At 59.2% G+C, this 17,130-nt stretch carries 12 protein-coding genes and 2 pseudogenes; 11 read left to right on the plus strand and 3 right to left on the minus strand.

Going from position 1 to position 17,130, the window contains the following annotated elements; genetic code table 11:
* Positions 1–88: 88 nt before the first annotated feature.
* Genes AC1D2R_RS26715 through AC1D2R_RS26745 form a run of 7 tightly spaced genes read left to right on the plus strand, consistent with a single transcriptional unit; the run spans position 89 to position 7,864 of the window.
* Entirely contained in the window at positions 89–985 is an 897-nt protein-coding gene (locus AC1D2R_RS26715; protein WP_477972093.1) for a MurR/RpiR family transcriptional regulator, read from the plus strand.
* A gap of 28 nt (positions 986–1,013) precedes the next feature.
* Complete coding sequence (locus AC1D2R_RS26720) at positions 1,014–2,606, plus strand: ABC transporter substrate-binding protein (RefSeq protein ID WP_477972095.1); 1,593 nt, start codon at positions 1,014–1,016, stop codon at positions 2,604–2,606.
* A gap of 19 nt (positions 2,607–2,625) precedes the next feature.
* Positions 2,626–3,561, plus strand: coding sequence for an ABC transporter permease (locus tag AC1D2R_RS26725; protein WP_477972097.1), 936 nt, complete (start codon positions 2,626–2,628; stop codon positions 3,559–3,561).
* Positions 3,558–4,433 carry an ABC transporter permease gene (locus AC1D2R_RS26730; protein WP_477972099.1) on the plus strand — a complete coding sequence of 292 codons (876 nt, stop codon included), beginning with the start codon at positions 3,558–3,560 and terminating at the stop codon, positions 4,431–4,433. Before AC1D2R_RS26725 ends, AC1D2R_RS26730 begins: the two co-directional genes overlap by 4 nt.
* 2 nt (positions 4,434–4,435) lie before the next feature.
* Positions 4,436–5,401, plus strand: a complete 966-nt coding sequence (locus tag AC1D2R_RS26735; RefSeq protein WP_477972101.1) for an ABC transporter ATP-binding protein — start codon at positions 4,436–4,438, stop codon at positions 5,399–5,401.
* On the plus strand, positions 5,394–6,344 hold the full coding sequence (locus AC1D2R_RS26740) for an ABC transporter ATP-binding protein (RefSeq protein WP_477972103.1): 951 nt from the start codon (positions 5,394–5,396) through the stop codon (positions 6,342–6,344). The genes AC1D2R_RS26735 and AC1D2R_RS26740 overlap by 8 nt, the downstream gene beginning before the upstream one ends.
* Before the next feature lie 14 nt (positions 6,345–6,358).
* The gene (locus tag AC1D2R_RS26745; RefSeq protein WP_477972105.1) at positions 6,359–7,864 is read left to right on the plus strand and encodes a M81 family metallopeptidase; all 1,506 of its coding nucleotides are present in this window, start codon (positions 6,359–6,361) and stop codon (positions 7,862–7,864) included.
* 119 nt (positions 7,865–7,983) lie between these two features.
* Here AC1D2R_RS26745 and AC1D2R_RS26750 read toward each other — a convergent pair.
* A pseudogene (locus AC1D2R_RS26750) lies at positions 7,984–8,294 on the minus strand (nucleoside kinase); the annotation flags it as partial.
* A 3,648-nt stretch (positions 8,295–11,942) separates the two neighbouring features.
* On the opposite strand from AC1D2R_RS26750, the gene AC1D2R_RS26755 reads away from it, so the two are divergent.
* From AC1D2R_RS26755 to AC1D2R_RS26765, 3 genes and pseudogenes are all read left to right on the plus strand, one after another.
* The gene (locus AC1D2R_RS26755; protein ID WP_477972107.1) at positions 11,943–12,407 is read left to right on the plus strand and encodes a hypothetical protein; all 465 of its coding nucleotides are present in this window, start codon (positions 11,943–11,945) and stop codon (positions 12,405–12,407) included.
* Positions 12,408–12,584: 177 nt separating this feature from the next.
* Entirely contained in the window at positions 12,585–12,851 is a 267-nt protein-coding gene (locus AC1D2R_RS26760; RefSeq protein ID WP_477972167.1) for a DUF2277 domain-containing protein, read from the plus strand.
* A 295-nt stretch (positions 12,852–13,146) separates the two neighbouring features.
* Positions 13,147–13,399, plus strand: a pseudogene (locus AC1D2R_RS26765) (thioredoxin domain-containing protein); the annotation flags it as partial.
* 133 nt (positions 13,400–13,532) lie between these two features.
* Here the strand turns inward: AC1D2R_RS26765 and AC1D2R_RS26770 are convergent.
* Together AC1D2R_RS26770 and AC1D2R_RS26775 are read right to left on the minus strand one after the other, a co-directional pair.
* On the minus strand, positions 13,533–14,765 hold the full coding sequence (locus AC1D2R_RS26770; RefSeq protein ID WP_477972109.1) for an adenylate/guanylate cyclase domain-containing protein: 1,233 nt from the start codon (positions 14,763–14,765) through the stop codon (positions 13,533–13,535).
* Between the two features lie 129 nt (positions 14,766–14,894).
* Positions 14,895–15,659, minus strand: coding sequence for a TIM barrel protein (locus AC1D2R_RS26775; RefSeq protein ID WP_477972111.1), 765 nt, complete (start codon positions 15,657–15,659; stop codon positions 14,895–14,897).
* Positions 15,660–15,909: 250 nt separating this feature from the next.
* Here AC1D2R_RS26775 and AC1D2R_RS26780 point away from each other — a divergent pair, with 250 nt between their 5' ends.
* The gene (locus AC1D2R_RS26780; RefSeq protein WP_477972113.1) at positions 15,910–17,118 is read left to right on the plus strand and encodes an MFS transporter; all 1,209 of its coding nucleotides are present in this window, start codon (positions 15,910–15,912) and stop codon (positions 17,116–17,118) included.
* Positions 17,119–17,130: the final 12 nt, after the last annotated feature.

Genomic DNA, 17,130 nt, shown 5'->3' on the forward strand with positions numbered 1-17,130 from the left:
CTTTTTTTACATTATTGCTTAAATGAAATATATATGTCAGATGTGTTTGGTGACCCCCAGCAAGGGGCGCAGCTCAGGGAGGGGCGGCGTGGAAGAACCCGGGATTTCAGAAAGCGAATTGCACCGCAAGGTTTCTGCAAGCCTGGAGGGCGCAACACGCACAGAAAACGCCATCGCCAACTATATCCTAAGCAATATCAATAGCTTGCCGTTTGAGACCGCTTCGTCCATCGCCCAAAAAATTGGCGTCAGCGAGGCCAGCATTGGCCGCTATTGCAAGTCGATAGGTCTTGCGCACTTCCGCGAACTGAAGAGCCTGTTGCAGTCTGATCTTGGCGACCGCGCCTGGCTGATCGGTGACCGGCTTCGCGACTTCCACCAGAGATCCTCCATGGGCAAGGCGGAACTTGCAAAGGCTCTCGAGCTCGAGATCGCGGCTCTTGTGGCGGTCTACGAGCTCGCCGGCACCGAAGAATTCGAGCGTGCAGTCGCGCGGATTGCCCATTGCAAAAACGTTTATGTCGCGGGCTTCCAAACCGAGCGTCATCACGCCTATGACCTCGCGCATAACTTGCAGTATCTTCGCGATGGCGTCCATATGGCTGATCTCGCAGGCGGACACTTCGCTGAAATCCTGCTGTCCGACCCAGCCAGCACCTGCCTTGTCTTGATTGATGGACGCCGCTACTCGCGGCTTACATGGCGGCTCGCGGTCGAGGCGAGCGAGATAGGCATACCTGTGACGTTGATTACCGATCCCTATTGCGACTGGGGTCGAGGCCTCGTGAACGAGATGCTCACCGTCCAGACCAACCTCAACCAGTTCTGGGACACGACCCCAGCCATGTCGAGCCTGATTTCCCTGATGGTCAACGGCGTTTTCCAGGCGCTTGGCGCCGAGGTCGAGGATCGCCTGATGAAAGTATCGTCGCTTTATCACCGCATGATCGGTCATGCCGGTGACCGGAGCGGGCCTGAAAGCTGACTACAAACAATCTCTAGGAGGAACAGCAATGATACTGAATTTTCGTACCGCCCTGCTGGCTGCCGGGGTATGCCTGTGTACTATGGCGCCTTTCGCCGCCGGTTTCGGGGCCGAAGCCGAAGCGCAGGAGGCAACTTTCGTCATCAAGGCGGCGGATGTCGGCGCTCCCACATACAACCCGCCCAAGGCATCGAACCTCAATGGCGCGACATCGCTGATCTATGACCGCTTGGTCGAGCGGGACAACCAGTCGAAATACCATCCGCACCTGGCAGAAAGCTGGGAAGAAGCCGCTGATGGCAAATCCTGGGTGTTCCACCTAAGGAAGGACGTCAAGTTCCACAATGGCGAGCCCTTTAACGCCGAAGCCGTAAAGGCTTGGCTGGCGCTCTTTGCCGGCACCGACAACGCCTATTTGACCGAGGCGATCGACAAGGTCGATGTGGTGGACGAGAACACCGTCAAGTTTGAGATGAAGCATCCGGATCCGAACATTCTCTACAACTTGTCGAGCCTGTTCATGGGCGTCGTCGAGGCGAAGGCCTACGCGGCTCTCGGCGACAAATTCGGCGTCACCGAAGCCATCGGCACCGGCCCCTACAAGCTTGAAAGCTTCACCGTCGGCCAGGAAACCGTTCTCGTCCGCAACGACGACTATAAGTGGGGCTCCGAACTCTCGAAAAATACCGGCCCAGGCAAGATCGCGAGGATCACCTTCCGTGAAATTGCAGAGGATTCCACTGCATTCCTCGAATTGAAGACCGGCGGCGTCGATATGCTACTCAGCGTTCCCACCGATTATCTCGGCGAACTCGCCAAGGAGAAGAATGTCGGCGTTCTGACCCTGCCGGGCCAGGAAGTGCTCTACATGCCGATGAACGTTAAGGCCGAGCCCTTCAATGATATCAAGGTACGCGAGGGCGCTGCGAAGGCGATCAACCAGAAGGAAATCCTGGCATCGATCTATAGCGGCGAGGGCGCTGCGGCCGATACGTTCCTGATCTCCTCGCTGGCGGAATCGAAGGTCGCTGACCAGTACAAGATCAGCTACAATCCGGATCGCGCCAAGGCGGCGCTCGATGAAGCCGGCTGGAAGATGGGCCCTGATGGTATTCGCGTCAAGGACGGCAAGCCCCTCAAGGTCACTCTATGGACCCAGAGCGACACCGGCTTCCGCCGCCTGACCGAGGTTGTGCAGGCACAACTCAAGGCGGTCGGAATGGACGCCGAAATTACCACGTTCGACAGCTCGGCGATCCGTGACCAGTACAAGAGCGGCAAGCAGCAGATCGCTGTTCGCGGCTATCTCTGGGACAATGCCGATATCATCGACTGGTTCTTCGGCGGCGATCGCCTTGGTTACCCGAATGTCTCGATGTTCAACGACCCAAAGGCTGAGGAATTGCGCAAGAAGGCAATATCCGGCTCCGCAAACATGGAAGAACGCGTGAAGAACTTCACGGCCTACCATGAATACGTCCTGTCACAGTTCCCGATGGCACCAATCTACCAGCCGGTGCAGAATGTCGGATACAACAAGGACCGCCTGAAGGTTCCAGAAACCATCAATTCGCCGCAGTATCAGGCAGCGGCGATCATGGACACCGAAGTCATCAACTAGGCTTCGGCAGGCTAGGGGAATGGGCACTATGCTCGGTTACGTCATCAAACGGCTGGCTATGCTGGTGCCCGTGTTTCTCGCGGTGTCGGTGGTGGTCTTCCTGATCATCCATCTGATCCCGGGGGACCCGATCGACAATCTCGTCAAGGTGGGATCGAGCCCAGCCCAGAAAGAGGTCATAGCGGAACGCTATGGCCTCGATAAGCCGCTCTTCGAGCAGTACGCGCTATGGCTGGGTCGTCTCCTTACCGGAGATCTCGGCGACGCCATCGTTGCCCGGCGGCCGGTTTCCGATCTCGTGGGGCAGGCCCTGCCCTACTCCTTGCTGCTTGGCGCGCTGGCCCTCGCGTTCTCTACCATCGTTGGCGTCTCGCTTGGGTTCATCGCCGCGAGTAAGCGGGACACCGTGGTCGATCAGGCAATCATGGGCGGCGTGCTGCTTGGCTCTACGCTTCCGAGTTTCTGGCTCGGGCTGTTGCTGATCCTCGCCTTCTCGGTGGAGCTTGGTTGGTTCCCCGTTTCGGGAGCCCGCGGCTGGAGCTCGCTGGTGCTGCCGGTGCTGACGGTCGGTCTCGGCGGAACGGCGCTGGTCGCCCGCGTAACCCGGGTCGCGATGCTGGACGTGATGCAGAAGGATTTTATCACCCTGCTGCATGCCAAGGGTCTTCATCCGTGGCGCATCCAGATCCGCCACGTGCTTCGTCACGCGCTGATGCCCGTCATCACTATTCTAGCGCTTCGCATCGGCTGGATCCTCGGCGGCGCAGTCACGGTAGAGGTGGTCTTTGCAAGACCTGGACTCGGCACACTACTGATCAAATCAATCAATCAACATGATTATCCAGTCGTTCAGGCCTGCCTGTTGATGCTGGCCATGGCCGTCATGCTCGGTACGCTGATTGGCGACTTGCTGCAGGCAATGATGGATCCTCGCGTAAGAGCTGCCCTCAGATGACCCTTTTCACACAAACGCAGGCCGCACCGCGGCAACAGGGCGCAATCGAACGCGCACTTCGGTCGCGGAAGGGCGCGCTATCGGGAGGCTGGCTGCTGCTGGTCATCTCCGGGGCAGTGCTCGCGCCATGGCTCACCGGCTATCACTACGACATCCAGAATCTCACCGATGCATTTCGGGCGCCGGACGGTACGCACCTTCTCGGCACCGATGAATTCGGCCGCGACCTACTAACCCGCATCCTCTACGGAGCCCGCACTTCACTGACGGTCTCGGCAATCGCCATCGGCATTTCAGTGATCACCGGCATGGTTCTCGGCGCGACGGCAGGATATTTCGGCGGCTGGCTGGATCGCGCCGTCTCCGTCGTCGTCGATCTCACCTGGTCGTTTCCCGAGATCCTCGTAGCCCTATTCCTGGTCGCAATCATCGGACCGGGGGTAACCGGCACGATGGCAGCTATCGGCGTCGCCTATCTCGCCCAGTTCACCCGGCTTACCCGGGCACAGATCATGGCCATCCGCAACGAAACCTATATCGAGGCAGCCCGCAGCCTGGGGGCGCGCGACAGCCACATCGTCTTCCGCCATCTGCTGCCGAATTCGCTGGCGCCGGTTCTCGTTTCCGGCATGCTCGCCACGGGAGACGGCATCATTCTCGAAGCGACGCTCGGCTTCTTCGGGCTCGGTGCCCAGCCCCCAACTCCGAGTTGGGGTGCGATGATGTCCTCCGGTACTGCCCAACTTTTCCGCGCGCCATGGATCATCCTCTTCCCAGGCCTTGCCGTCGCCAGCACCGTTATCGCGGTGAACCTTTTCGGCGATGCGCTGGTTCGCGCGCTCGATATCCGAAGCCGGATACGGGACGTGTGACGATGCTGCTTGAAGTAAACAACTTATCCATTCGCATTGCGGCAGTCACGCCGGTCGCCGATCTGAGCTTTTCGGTTGATCGTGGTGAAATCCTCGGCCTTGTTGGTGAAAGCGGTTCCGGGAAGTCCCTGACAGCTCTGGCCGTCACGGGCCTTCTCGCTCGGATCGGCGGGACGGTGTCGGGCGGCGCGATCCGCTTTGATGGCGTCGATCTTGCCCGCATGCCGGAGCCGTCGCTCCGGGCGCTACGCGGCAAACGTATCGCGTTCATCACCCAGAATCCGATGACTGCCCTGGACCCCATCGACACGATCGGCAACCAGATCGACATCGTGGCAAAGCTACACCTGAAGCTTTCGGCGGCGGATGCACGGCGGCGCACCATCGACATACTGTCGCAACTGCGTATTCCGGAAGCCGCAGCGCTTTGCGATGCCTATCCGCACCAGCTCTCGGGAGGCATGAAGCAGCGGATCGTCATTGCCATGGCGCTTTCCGGCGAGCCCGATCTGATCGTCGCCGACGAGCCGACCACAGCGCTCGACGTCACAGTGCAGGCGCAGATCGTCGCGATACTTTCGCGGCTGGTGAAAGAACGGAACGTCGCGCTGATGCTGATCACCCATGACATGGGCGTGGTGGCGCAGGTCTGCGATCGGGTTGCAGTGCTATATGCCGGGCGGCAGGCCGAAACCCGCGCCGTCGGTCCGCTTTTCGCCCATCCGGCCCATCCCTATACGGCGGCGCTGATTGACTGCATTCCGCGAGCCGGCATGGCACGTGGCAGTCTGACCGGTATACCCGGAACGGTCCCTAGCGTTGCCCAGTATCCTGCCGGGTGCCGTTACCATCCCCGCTGCGCACGGGCGGGCAAGGGCTGCGCTACCGTCGTGCCCGTTCAGTCTCTGCTTGCTGGAGGGGGAACGGTCGCCTGCCACTATCCGCTGGAGGAACCGGCCCATGGATGAAATCCTGCTCTCGACGGAAGGGCTTTCCAAAAGTTTCGAGCTAGGCGGCGGGCTGTTTTCCAAACCGAGCCGGATGATGGCCGTCCGCGAGGTCGATCTCAGTGTCAGGCGCGGCTCGGTTACCGGCATTGTTGGTGAAAGCGGCTGCGGTAAATCCACGCTTGCGCGCTTGCTGCTGCGCCTCATCGAACCGACCGGTGGCTTGGTACGGTTCGACGGTACCGCACTTCCCAAACTTTCGCGCCGCGAAATGCGACTGATGCGCCGGCGGATGGCGATGGTTTTCCAGGATCCGTATTCTTCCCTCGATCCACGTTTCACCATCGCCGAATGCCTGCGCGAGCCCTTTGCAGTACAAGGGCTGGCGGTGCCGGAAGGGCGTATCGAAGCCCTGCTGCAGCAAGTGGGCCTGCCACTACAAATGATGAACGCCTATCCGCACCACCTATCCGGCGGACAGCGCCAGCGGGTTGGAATTGCCCGGGCGCTAGCGCTCAGCCCGCAGATGATCATTCTCGACGAGCCGACCGCCTCGCTGGACGTCTCAATCCAAGCGCAAATCATTTCGCTGCTGGAAGCCCTGAAGGCCGAGTTCGGGCTCACATACATCTTCATTTCGCATGACCTCGGGCTGGTCCGCTATTTTTGCGACCGTATCGTCGTGATGTATCTCGGCTCAATTGTAGAAGAACTGCCCGATCCAGCCAGCGAGCCGCGGCATCCCTACACCCGCGCCCTGCTGGACAGCAATTTCGTGCCCGATCCAGTGCGTCGTAAGGAGGTGGTGCCCCTGGTTGGCGAAATTGCCTCGCCCTTCAACCTGCCGAAGGGCTGCGCGTTCGCCTTGCGGTGCCCCCGTTCATCCGAACGGTGCGGCGGCGAAATCCCTACGTTGGAGACCGGGCCGGATGGGCACCGTGTCGCCTGTTTTCATCCCCTTTGATCCTTGAGGTCGTCATGAGCCATCACGTTCTCACCGCCGAATTCATCCATGAGAGCAACACCTTCAAGAAGGGCCTCACGCACCTTCGCGCCTTCGAGGTGGATCTTCTCAAGGAAGGTGATGTCGCCATTGCCGAGCGAGGCGACGCCCCCACGGAACTCGCTGGGTTTCTCGACGGTGCACGAGAGGCAGGCTGGCAAGTCAGCCACGTGATCTCAGCGCATGCGGAGCCCGGTTCCAAGGTTTCCCGCGAGGCTTTCGACTATGTGGCGAACCGCATCTGCGCAGCCGTCGAAGCCAAGAGGGACACACTCGACGGCATCCTGCTGGGCCTGCACGGCGCGATGGTCACCGAATTCTGCGAGGATGGCGAAGGCGAACTGCTCAAGCGTATCCGTGTCCTCGTCGGTGACAAGATTCCTATCGCGATCACGCTCGATCTGCACGCCAACGCGACCCCCGACATGGTTCGCGACGCGGACATCATCGTTTCCTACAAAACTTATCCGCATGTCGATATGCGCCTCGCCGGCCAACAGGCGGCAAGGCATTTGGAAAACGCCATGGCCGGAAATACTCGGCCGGCGACACTTCGCGCGCATCGACCGATGCTGGATGAAGTCAACGGCGGACGCTCCGATTCCGGGCCGATCGTCCCGCTCTACGAGGCGGCGCGGAAATACGAAACGGAGCCGGGCATTCTGGCTGTATCGATCAATTCCGGTTTCGGCGAAGCGGACATTCGGGACGTCGGGCCGACCGTTCTCGTTACCTACGATACCGACGAGCCCAGCGCGGCCACGAGGGCAAGGGAGATTGCGGAACGAATCGCCGACGTCATCTGGGACGTCCGTATGCAGACCGAAAACGTTTATCTGGACGTGGCAGACGCGGTAAAAATCGCACAGGATTTCGATACGTCGAACGGCCCGCTCATCATTGCCGACTATGCAGACAATCCGGGTTCGGGAGCCTATGGCGACGCGACCAACCTGCTCAAGGCGATGATCGACGCGGCGCTGGAGAACGCCACGTTCGGCCCGGTCATCGATCCGGAGGCGGCTCATGCGCTTTCAGCCCATCCGGTCGGGTCCGTCGTCACAGCGCCGATCGGCGGCAAAAGCGATCCAGTGCTCGGCGGCGGCCCTCTCGTGCTGACTGGAGAGATCCGACTGATTTCAGACGGAAGCATCGTCGGCGACGGACCGATGATCGGTGGCCTGCATTTCTCCTTCGGCCAATCCGTGGTTTTTCGCGTGGGCGACATCGACATTCTCGTCACGACCGAGCGGGGCCAGATGCTGGACCTGCAGCAGTTCAAGGCATTCGGCATCACTCCAGAAGAGAAATTCGTCGTGGCGTTGAAGTCGATGCAGCATTTCCGCGCTGCCTTTGAGCCGATCGCGGGTCGAGTTATCGTCTGCGATTCCGGCGCGCTTTCGACACCGCAGGCACACAAACGTCCCTACAGGAATGTCCCTCGCCCAATTTACCCGCTCGATCCTGATCTCACCATCTGAATAACCACGCGCTCGCGACGACGGCGGCGCAGCGGTTGTCTCGTCTCCTTGCAGATCTTCTGGATGACTTTGCCCAACATTACCACAACGCATGTGGCGGGCGGCACGTCACCTTTTCGTCGCTCCGCAAGCCGCATTTTCAAAGTGACCACATCGACGTCGAGAACGAACACCTCGTCAAACAGATCGATGAAGTGGAAGAAATTTCGAGAACCGCCGCAGAAGAAGGAGATCAGGTTTCGTTGATCGGCGGCCAGGATTTGACGTTGTCTACATCCCAAATGTGGTGCTCGTGCGCAAAGGAAGGCGAACGCATTGTCTGTGATAGTCGCCAAGCCCCGGCTTGTGCGTCATCCAGCGGTTCACCGGTCTCAGGATCGCCTTGATATGACAACTCCAGGTCACCGTGGATGACGTGATAGCCGCGCCGCTAGACGTCGTCTTCTTGATCCGGCGTCTCGATTGCCCCGGACGAACGGCGCGCACTTGCCTTGTCGCGGTCGCCGGCTCCATGCCGAGTTCGATGAAAAGTCGAGCTCCGATCATACCGGCTCGTCCGAGACCGCGGTTATGAACCATGATATCGTTTAAACTGCGCAGAGCAGTGCGCGGATCCCCTCACCTGCAACGTCCCATTATAGCTCGAACTCTGCGTCGGGTGTCACATCGACAATCGGCAGGTGGAACGGCAACACCGCTTCTGCGAAGGACCTCTCCCAATGTGTTCCACCCGAAGGAGGTCGCGTTCCTATCGCTTGACGTCGAACGCCTGGCCGAACGCCCGCAGTTCCGTCAATGTCTTGCCGAGACAAGTGCCAACCTGGTCTTCCCCACGCGCCTTTGCCTGGCCCTCGATCGTGATTTTTCCGGCAAGCCGGTCCGGCGTGATGGTAGGTCGCCACGCCGTCCGCTCCGACGCTGGACAGGTAATAGGCGTGGTGAAGGCCCCTGTATTCGCAGGTTACTATAAACGGAAAATCGAGGGGGTCATCCGCCAAGGCCATCGACACTCGCCTCTTGTGGGACCGCCCGATTACGCATGCTTCGGGCCCGACAGCAGACGCCGGTACTTTGAGCGGGGCATTTATCACTTCGTCAAATTCAATGACGCCTCATGCGGCGACATCCGCGGTTCCGTCGTGTCAAATCGAGCCACTCCATCCGTCCGATACGCGCTTGAAGCTTGGCTAAATCCTGCTCATCCTGCTCTTGCCGATACTTCGCCCTAGTCTGCTGCAGCATTCCGGCAACAACGTCGTGCTTATCCCTTTCCATTGGCCGTTACCCCTTCTGTAGGCGTGGCAGTGCAGTTCGTCGCCGCGGTTGGGTTTCGGGGGTCGGCTGGCGGAAAGCATCCGGTTGGTGCCTTCGAGGCGGTTTTTGACGAAGTCAATTTCCGGCTGATGTCGACGAGTGAAGGGCTGTCGTCGGCCATTATGGTTCCCCGGTTTATTATGGGGAAACGCCGCTTAGTCTCCGTGCTGTATCGAAACAGCGCACCCCGTGAAGCCAGTTTATTAGCCCTTTCCGAAATAACAGCAAGTCGTTGAAAAAAAACGTTTAGTGTCGCCAAACTTTGCGAATAGGTCAACGGTGCTGGCTTGATCGGCGCCAATGTAGAGGGCAATATCGTTTCAGGTCGGCCGCAAGCCGGTTTCCTTCACCAGCGGCAAAGCGCCAAAGGGTCAAAGCTCTGGGGCTTAATGACCAAGTGCAACACCAAAGAAGGTCGGCCGACCACTGCTCTCTGTGTTTCTCAGAAAGGCTTCGGAACACACAGTCCGGAGCCTTTCGCTTTTGGGGAACGTCCCGACGTAGTGACCTTTCAGCGCCGTCAGAGCGCCAAAGGCAGCGTTTCCAAGAGCGCTTTTGCCCTTCCCCGGTCGGGATCGGCGCGGCACTCGGTCGCCACGTCTCGCAAGAGGCATTCGAGGGTCTGGATTGGCTTCGGTCGCACGTGTCGGCTCCGAAGGATTGCAGGAGGCATGCATTTGATCATGCCTCCCCCTGAATTAAATTGGCGATAACTTGCGGTTACAGACGATGAAAGGCCAGTGATTCCTGCCCTTTTGGAGTTTGGACCCCTTTTCTATTCGCGGAAGTTTGCGCGATATGGAGGGGGCGCACGACACCGACCCCAGCCCGACTTTAGTGACTCCCCGCCCGAGCACAACTACCCCGTGCATCCCTCTTTCACTCTCGAAAGCACACAACCAGGCGCGAACGATCTATGCAAAGCTAAATAGCTCCGAAGATCGACAAGAGTTGTCTAGGAGACCATGCGCCTTCATTCGGCCACAGTCGGCCAACGGCGCGCGTTGTGTGATTTGCGGCCATGAATACCGGACAACCCGTCCGACCAGGGTCACGCCTAGCCTGTGATAGGAAGCGTCGCGGATACCGGACAACCGCCCGTCACTAGAGATATCCCTTGGCGACACACAGCGTTCGCCTTCATTGTTTCCACTGTGGTTTCCGACAGTGACCTAAGCCCACCCCACCCCCCGTTTATGGGGCAACGAAACACTTTTCGCCGATTCGGCGTTTAACGTAGCTAATCCTTCCGGCCGCACGTTCAGGCCAACATGACTCAAGCGCCAAAGTTCAGCATTCGAGATAACCCGGACGGAAGTTGGGACGTGGTCGACGCGCAATCGGTCTCCCGCTGGAGCGCATGGGGACAAGGCTTAAGAAACTTTCGCGCCATGACGCAAACGAAAGGCTCCAAGGGATTTCACTTCCCGGAGCCTATCGTTGGGGTCACCCGTGTTTTGACTTTCGCCTCGGTCGCGTTTTCACTGGACGTTTGGCTTTGAGCCTAAAAAGCGCGAGTGACCTTCTGTTATATTGCTACTAAAGAAACCGCCAATCAAGCCAGCATTGTTGACCTATTGGCGTATTTTCTCACCCACGCGAGCATCCACTCCAACCGCACGATTGCGGTTCCAATCAGCTTCCGCTTCGGCGACCAGCTCAGACGCAATCGTGACCGAGTGAAGCCAGCGGCCGGCACAGCGCTTTTGCCGCTTCACACGACCAAGGTCGAATAGCCAACATCCGTACCGATATCGTCAGGGTAGTCGGCGCACGGCTTGCCGGTCACCTACTGGCAAGTAGCAAGGTACGTGATAGTCGCCCACATGGCGCCGGTGACTGGCGACGGTGCCAACCGGCGAGCTTGTTCCGCGATTGCTGGCGTCAGGGTCTGCGTTTGCTCGGGTCCAACTGGCGTCTAACCGCAACTAATTGGCTGGGAAGAACAAGCGGCGAAGTGGGAATGAAAGCTATTTGTCACGTCGAGGCAGGCCGCCGTCGCGAACGCTGCCGCTGCAAACAAACCGGAGGCTACGCACCGCTAAGGATGAATTCGAGGTCGAAGGCGTCTATCGGTCATGAAGTCACCCGGCGAGCGATCATCTGCGCTTGTCGGGATAGCCGCCGTCGCTCGCCAATGCTCCGGGCCGAATAAGGCTCACCGTGGGAGGGTGAGAGCAACGCGCGCGGCGGCGGCGCCAATTTACATCTGAGGGAATAAGCGAGGTCCGCTCTTTCGCGATCCGACGGGTTTCTTGATCTGCGATGAAAACGTTTCTTTGCAGCGGCGCCGCGTTGCGGGCTCGGCGTTCAGGTCATTCAGGGTTCTCGTGTCGCGTTGCCTTCTGAGCAGCGAACAGGTCCACGGCGATCTCGGCGTCGGCAACCGTGGCGCGTGATCCTTTTGCGACCTCGCTTCAAGGAACGCTTTCACATGGCGGATATGCCTGCGAGCGTCTTGCCCTCAGGGCCTTTTCATTCGTCCGATTTCTTCCATTCGACATAAGCGTCGGCGCCTCGCTGGACCCGGACCTATCTTTGGTCGATCGTATTTCAGCCGGAGGCACGAATGGCAAAAAGGGGTTCGAAGGCATAGCCTCGGGCGAAGCGCTCGACGGCGAGTGCAGCTGTTGGTGCGTACGGCTTACCCCACCTCGGAATCCTACAAGCATCTATTAATTTAGGTATGACTAATACCATGTATTAAGTTTCTCGACTTATGTTTCTCGTGAGCGACCATGTCGTCATGTGGGGTGTAAGCATCATGCATTACATTAACGGTAATATTCGAGTTTCGCTGCTTGTCGTAATTCTTTGCGGCACAGTCGGGCTTGTTCTTTTTCACTCCAACTTATCGCACGAAGCGGCAACAGTTCTTGCGCTCGCGACACTCGTGGCTACTTTGATGCTTATCACGCTTGGGAAGGCGCCGGACGACGAGCTTTCCAACGTTTGCTTGCATTTGAACGCAGCCACCGTTTGCCTTGTGTTGACAGCAAATGAAGTAGCAACGTTGTTATGGCTCATGCGGCAGGGCAAACAACGCTTCGCGGAAACGTCGGAAAGCATCGTGTCGATGTACGATAAGGGAATAATCGTCCGTCCGTGGATTGGCTGCGGCGCATGGATGGTGTCAGACAAAATTTGGAACGAGCGCGAGCACTTCATGTCTGCAAGGCGATTGCTATCGACGCCGGAGAGCTTTCCACAGAACGGCGCGTTCCTATAAAAAGAGCGTTTCGTACCCGCTAGCGCGCCTTGCCATCGAAGGGCAGTGAAAACCCTGGACGCAACTTTGGCCGCGTCATTCTGCCGGACTGGCCCGGTTGCAATCAGCCCCCGCACGACTACTTTTTATCTTACGCCACCCTCCGCTTTGGCAGGGAACGATGACCGGGAGCAAGTCATGTGCCGAAATATTAAACCCCTGTTCAATTTTGATCCCCCGGCGACAGACGAGGAGGTTCATGATGCGGCGCTTCAGTTCGTGCGCAAACTGAGCGGGACGACAAAACCATCAAAACGCAATGAGGCCGCGTTCGAGCGTGCGGTCAGGTCGGTCGCAACATGCGCCCGCGAGCTGCTTGATTCGCTGGAGACTTCTCAACCCCCTCGCGACCGTGAGGACGTAGCCGCAAAGGCGCGCGCGAGAATGGCGATCCGGTTCGCGTAAGAGAGTCCGGTCACACGCAGGAGATTATAGTCAGGTTTTAACGCTGGGCTTTTGCGGTCCACTGTCACAGTAGGCCCCGACTCTAATTTCGACTTGTCTGCGTCACGTCGCCTTGGCGACATGCCGGAGTAAGAAGGGCTACCGACATGATGGATTTCTTTAAGCGTTCCTTATCCACGCTCTCCACGGCAAGCCGTTCCGTTTCGAACTGGGGTGAAGGACTATCGGGGCTCCATATTTAGAGTTGTCTGAAGGAAACCCATGGGACGTCCTCTGAGGCAAACGACGCAAAGGGATTTGCCGAACGGGAGACTTGATCCTGACGACCTACGATTGGATTCGGAGACGCCACGAGGATACGTGCGTGACCTAGGCGTGCGGGGGGCTCTCGAAGAGGCGGGTTTGGCCCATCGCGTCGAAAGCACCTCGGTCCGTGACCGAGGGCCGAGCATTTCGCGCACCAGCCTTTCAGCGATGTGACGGACGGTGACATCTCGATTTTTGAAAGCGGCGCAATCCTGCTTCACCTGGGAGAACAAGCGCGCGCGGACCAGATGGCACATTTCGCTGCGGCAGATTGATGACCTGTCGGCACGAGGGGCAACCGCCGGAGTTCACCGGTGGTCAAACGTCAGCCCAATGCTCGGCGATGCGTCGCGTATGATCGACCTCGACAGCGCATCAGACTTGGCCCAAGGGAAACGCGAAAACGTCCACCGGCTCGCCGAGCCCTCGCAACGGAAACGATCCAAGGCTGTCCATTCCCGCTTTGCATTCCGCCATGTCCACAAATGCCTTCGAGAAAAGCACCGGGCGTTTGATCTCCTTGGTCAGGCTCTCCAGACGCGATGCGACGTTGACGGCCGGTCCGATCACCGTAAAGTCGAGCCGTCTGCGTGAGCCGATATTGCCATACATGACATCACCGACGTGCACGCCAATGCCGTACCGAAGCACCTCGCGACCATCCCGCTCGTTCTGTGCATTTAGCGCCTCCATCGCAACCCCGGCCTCCTGAATTGCCGCCAGCAGGTTGCTGCAGGCCTTTGGATCGCTCAGCGGGAAGATCGCCAGCATCCCGTCGCCCATGAACTTCAGGATTTCGCCGCCATGCTTCTCGATCGGCTCCGACATGGCGTCGAAATAGTCATTCAGGAGCTCGATCACGTTATCACGCGGCCAGTGGTCCGATATGGTCGTGAAGTCCCTGAGATCGCAGATCAAAATCGCCGCGCCCACGGTCGCACCGCTGCCGCGTGTCGTTGCTCCGGCGAGTATCTGTTCACTGGCATGCGGGCCGACATAGGTCTGAAGCAGCGTGCGCGCTAAAATATTCTTGAGGCGGATCTCGGTCACAAGCGTCAGAGCCGGCAACAGGTCCTGAAGAAACGCGATGTGGTCTTCAGAGAAGCCACCCGGCCGATCGCTCGAAAATGTCACGATGTGGCGCTTGCCCAGCGTATGGTCCATCGGCCATGCCACATACTCGGTCAGGCCCTCGTGCCGCAGCTCGTCGTAAAACTCGTAGTGGCCGTCGCCCTCCCGCATCGTCTCGAGGTTCTGGCGTACTTCCGTCGCACCGCTGAAGATCTCATTTACCGGGCTCTTGAGAAACTGCGGCGTACTTTCGATACCGTAGCCGAACGTCGCGATTCTGGCCTCCGCCATCCCTGTGCTCCAGAGAATGCGTGCGCCAAGCCATTGGGGATGGTGCGTCCGGAAATGCATCGTAGCCCGCGCAACCGGAACCCCCTCCTCCCGCAGCTTCGCGCACATCTGCACCAGAATGTTGTCGATAAAGCGCTCGCCGCGCGTTTCGTTCACCAGCCAGTCGAGGATACTTCTCCTCTGTATCGGCCAGGTTCCCGCGCTTTGATCACGTACGCTCAAAGCCGGGTTCGATAACGATTGCATGGGCATCACTCCACAAAGGTCATGGCGACCTCTATCACCGAATGGAAAAGCATTCCTACCACAGCTAGATGGGGAGCCTTTGCGTGGAATGAAATGCCTGCGACCGATAGTTTCCGGCGATCGGCGAAATCAGCCAAGCAGCCGCCGTGTTGCCTCGATCGTCTCAGCACTTCCCACGCGTGGCCGATATTCCAGTCCGACCGCCCCTGCATAACCATTCGAAACGAGCCAATCTACGCGCTTCTTCAGGTCGATCGCACCGGTTCCCGGCTCGTTGCGGCCCGGATGGTCAGCGATATGAATATGGAACACCCGGTCGATATCCCTGCCGATCACCGCCGCCGTATCTTCGCCCATGACGGCTGAATGGTAGACGTCGTAGATGATGCCGATCTCGGCACGTCCCGTCGCCCTGGCGATCTCGATACCCTCGGTGGTCGAATGCAGGAAATAGCCGATGTGGTCGATCAGGGTGTTCAATGGTTCGATCCCGACGCGAACTCCACTGCCATCCAGCACCTCGCCGGCCCTCGTCAGCGTCTCGATCAGTGCTGCCTTTTGTTCTTCGCGCGACTTGCCCGCGAGGTCGTTGCCGGCCTGCGCAATCAGAGTATGCGTGCCAAGGCGTCTCGCCACCTCGACCGATCGCTTCAGCCCCTCAATGAAGGCTCTCCTGTTGGCAACATCCGTGAGGGCGATCATCGGTTCGGCGACAAAGCTCGTCAGTTCGACGCCCGTCTCGTTGAGTGCCCACTCGATGCTGCCGACATCCTTGTCCGTCCATCTCCAGAACTCGACAGCTTCCACACCATGTCGGTGCGCCAACCGGATGCGATCGGCGAAATTCTCAGCTTCGGCTGCAAACAGCCACTCGATGCAGGCAGACAGTCTCATGGCGCTCTCGTTTTCCTCTCCGCAGGTAGCTGACTGCAATCGATCAGCAATCGCCGCCAGATTGCAAGCGTATTCCTGAAACGCGTCCAGTGTCGGTCGCCGCACGCACGGTTCCACGACTGAATACAAACCACCGCGATAGCTGGCACTGTCCCGACGTCGGTTGTGTCGATTCTGGGTTGTGCGCACGGGATCGCAAACCTAGAACATTATCAGCACTTCCCGCGCATGCACCCCCGGAGCCCGTTTCATGCAGCTTGCGCCGCAGCACCGAATTTACATCTGTTTTTTCCTTTTCGCAGTGTCGATGGGCGCGTTGCTGGCGCGCATGCCGGACCTGCAGGTGGCGCTCGGGGTCGACCGATCCGAACTTGGACTGACGCTGATCGGTGCTGCGATCGGTGCCCTCACGTCGCTGACGTTCGCCTCCCCGATTATTACTCGTCTCGGCGCCCGCACGACGGCATTCGTCACCGTGCTTGGAACGTCGGCCCTTCTCGCCACGGTTCCGTGGATGGCAAGCGCTCCGCTGGTGTTCCTCATCCTGATCGGCGAGGGCCTTCTCGCAGGCGCATTGGAGATCAATCTCAATGTCGAGATCGATCGCATCGAGGCGCAGCTGGGTCGAGGGGTCATGAACCGCGCCCACGGCTTCTGGAGCCTTGGGTTCTTCCTGACGGCACTCGTCGCTTCGGCGATCCGCCAGGCGGGCATCTCCATGGAGGTTCACCTTGCTCTGACGTTTACCCTTGTCGCCAGCATCGGCACCTGGGTGATATCAGGCATGCGAAACGCACCGGAGAGAACGGTGCAGGAGGAAACAAAAACGCCCCTGATCGCGCTTCCGACCTGGGGCCTGATGCCGCTCTGCGTCATCGGCATAGCGGCCTTCCTCGTCGAAGGCGCGGGCATCGACTGGTCTGCGATCTACATGCGCGATGTCTTTTCCTCCGAGCCCTTCGTTGGCGGGCTCGGCCTGACTCTCTTCACTTTCTTCATGGCAGTCGCCCGTCTGTTCGTCGATCCGCAAGTGGATCGCTATGGCGCCCGCGCCGTCGCGACGGTCCTCCTCATACTTTCCGCCGCCGGTCTGTGTGCGATCTGGGCAGCCCCCTACCCCTATGTCGCGCTATTCGGTTTCGCGCTGATGGGCGCCGGTTGCAGCGCCGTATACCCGCTGGCGGTGTCCGCCGCCGCCCAGCGCACCGACAGGCCGGCGCACGTCAATGTCGCGGCCCTCGGCCAGATGTCGTTCGTGGTCTTCTTTCTGGCCCCACCACTGCTTGGCTTCATCGCCGAGCACGCCGGCATTCGAATGGCCTATCTCGTCTGTCTGCCGCTGATCGTCTATGCGCTTTTCTCCATCAGATCGCTTGCCGGCCGCCGGGAAATAAACGGATATCCCGCGCTGAGCCCGCAAGACGAAGCGGACGTGCCGCAAGACGCCAATCGAGCCTAGGTACACATCAGC

This window comes from Rhizobium sp. P1_C7, from assembly GCF_056406295.1.

Excerpts from the sequence above, each read along its gene's own strand:
- AC1D2R_RS26775 (WP_477972111.1), bottom strand. The coding sequence starts at position 15,659 with ATGAGACTGTCTGCCTGCATCGAGTGGCTGTTTGCAGCCGAAGCTGAG.
- AC1D2R_RS26735 (WP_477972101.1), top strand. The coding sequence starts at position 4,436 with ATGCTGCTTGAAGTAAACAACTTATCCATTCGCATTGCGGCAGTCACG.
- AC1D2R_RS26740 (WP_477972103.1), top strand. The coding sequence starts at position 5,394 with ATGGATGAAATCCTGCTCTCGACGGAAGGGCTTTCCAAAAGTTTCGAG.
- AC1D2R_RS26755 (WP_477972107.1), top strand. The coding sequence starts at position 11,943 with ATGCATTACATTAACGGTAATATTCGAGTTTCGCTGCTTGTCGTAATT.
- AC1D2R_RS26720 (WP_477972095.1), top strand. The coding sequence starts at position 1,014 with ATGATACTGAATTTTCGTACCGCCCTGCTGGCTGCCGGGGTATGCCTG.
- AC1D2R_RS26730 (WP_477972099.1), top strand. The coding sequence starts at position 3,558 with ATGACCCTTTTCACACAAACGCAGGCCGCACCGCGGCAACAGGGCGCA.
- AC1D2R_RS26725 (WP_477972097.1), top strand. The coding sequence starts at position 2,626 with ATGGGCACTATGCTCGGTTACGTCATCAAACGGCTGGCTATGCTGGTG.
- AC1D2R_RS26780 (WP_477972113.1), top strand. The coding sequence starts at position 15,910 with ATGCAGCTTGCGCCGCAGCACCGAATTTACATCTGTTTTTTCCTTTTC.
- AC1D2R_RS26760 (WP_477972167.1), top strand. The coding sequence starts at position 12,585 with ATGTGCCGAAATATTAAACCCCTGTTCAATTTTGATCCCCCGGCGACA.
- AC1D2R_RS26770 (WP_477972109.1), bottom strand. The coding sequence starts at position 14,765 with ATGCAATCGTTATCGAACCCGGCTTTGAGCGTACGTGATCAAAGCGCG.
- AC1D2R_RS26745 (WP_477972105.1), top strand. The coding sequence starts at position 6,359 with ATGAGCCATCACGTTCTCACCGCCGAATTCATCCATGAGAGCAACACC.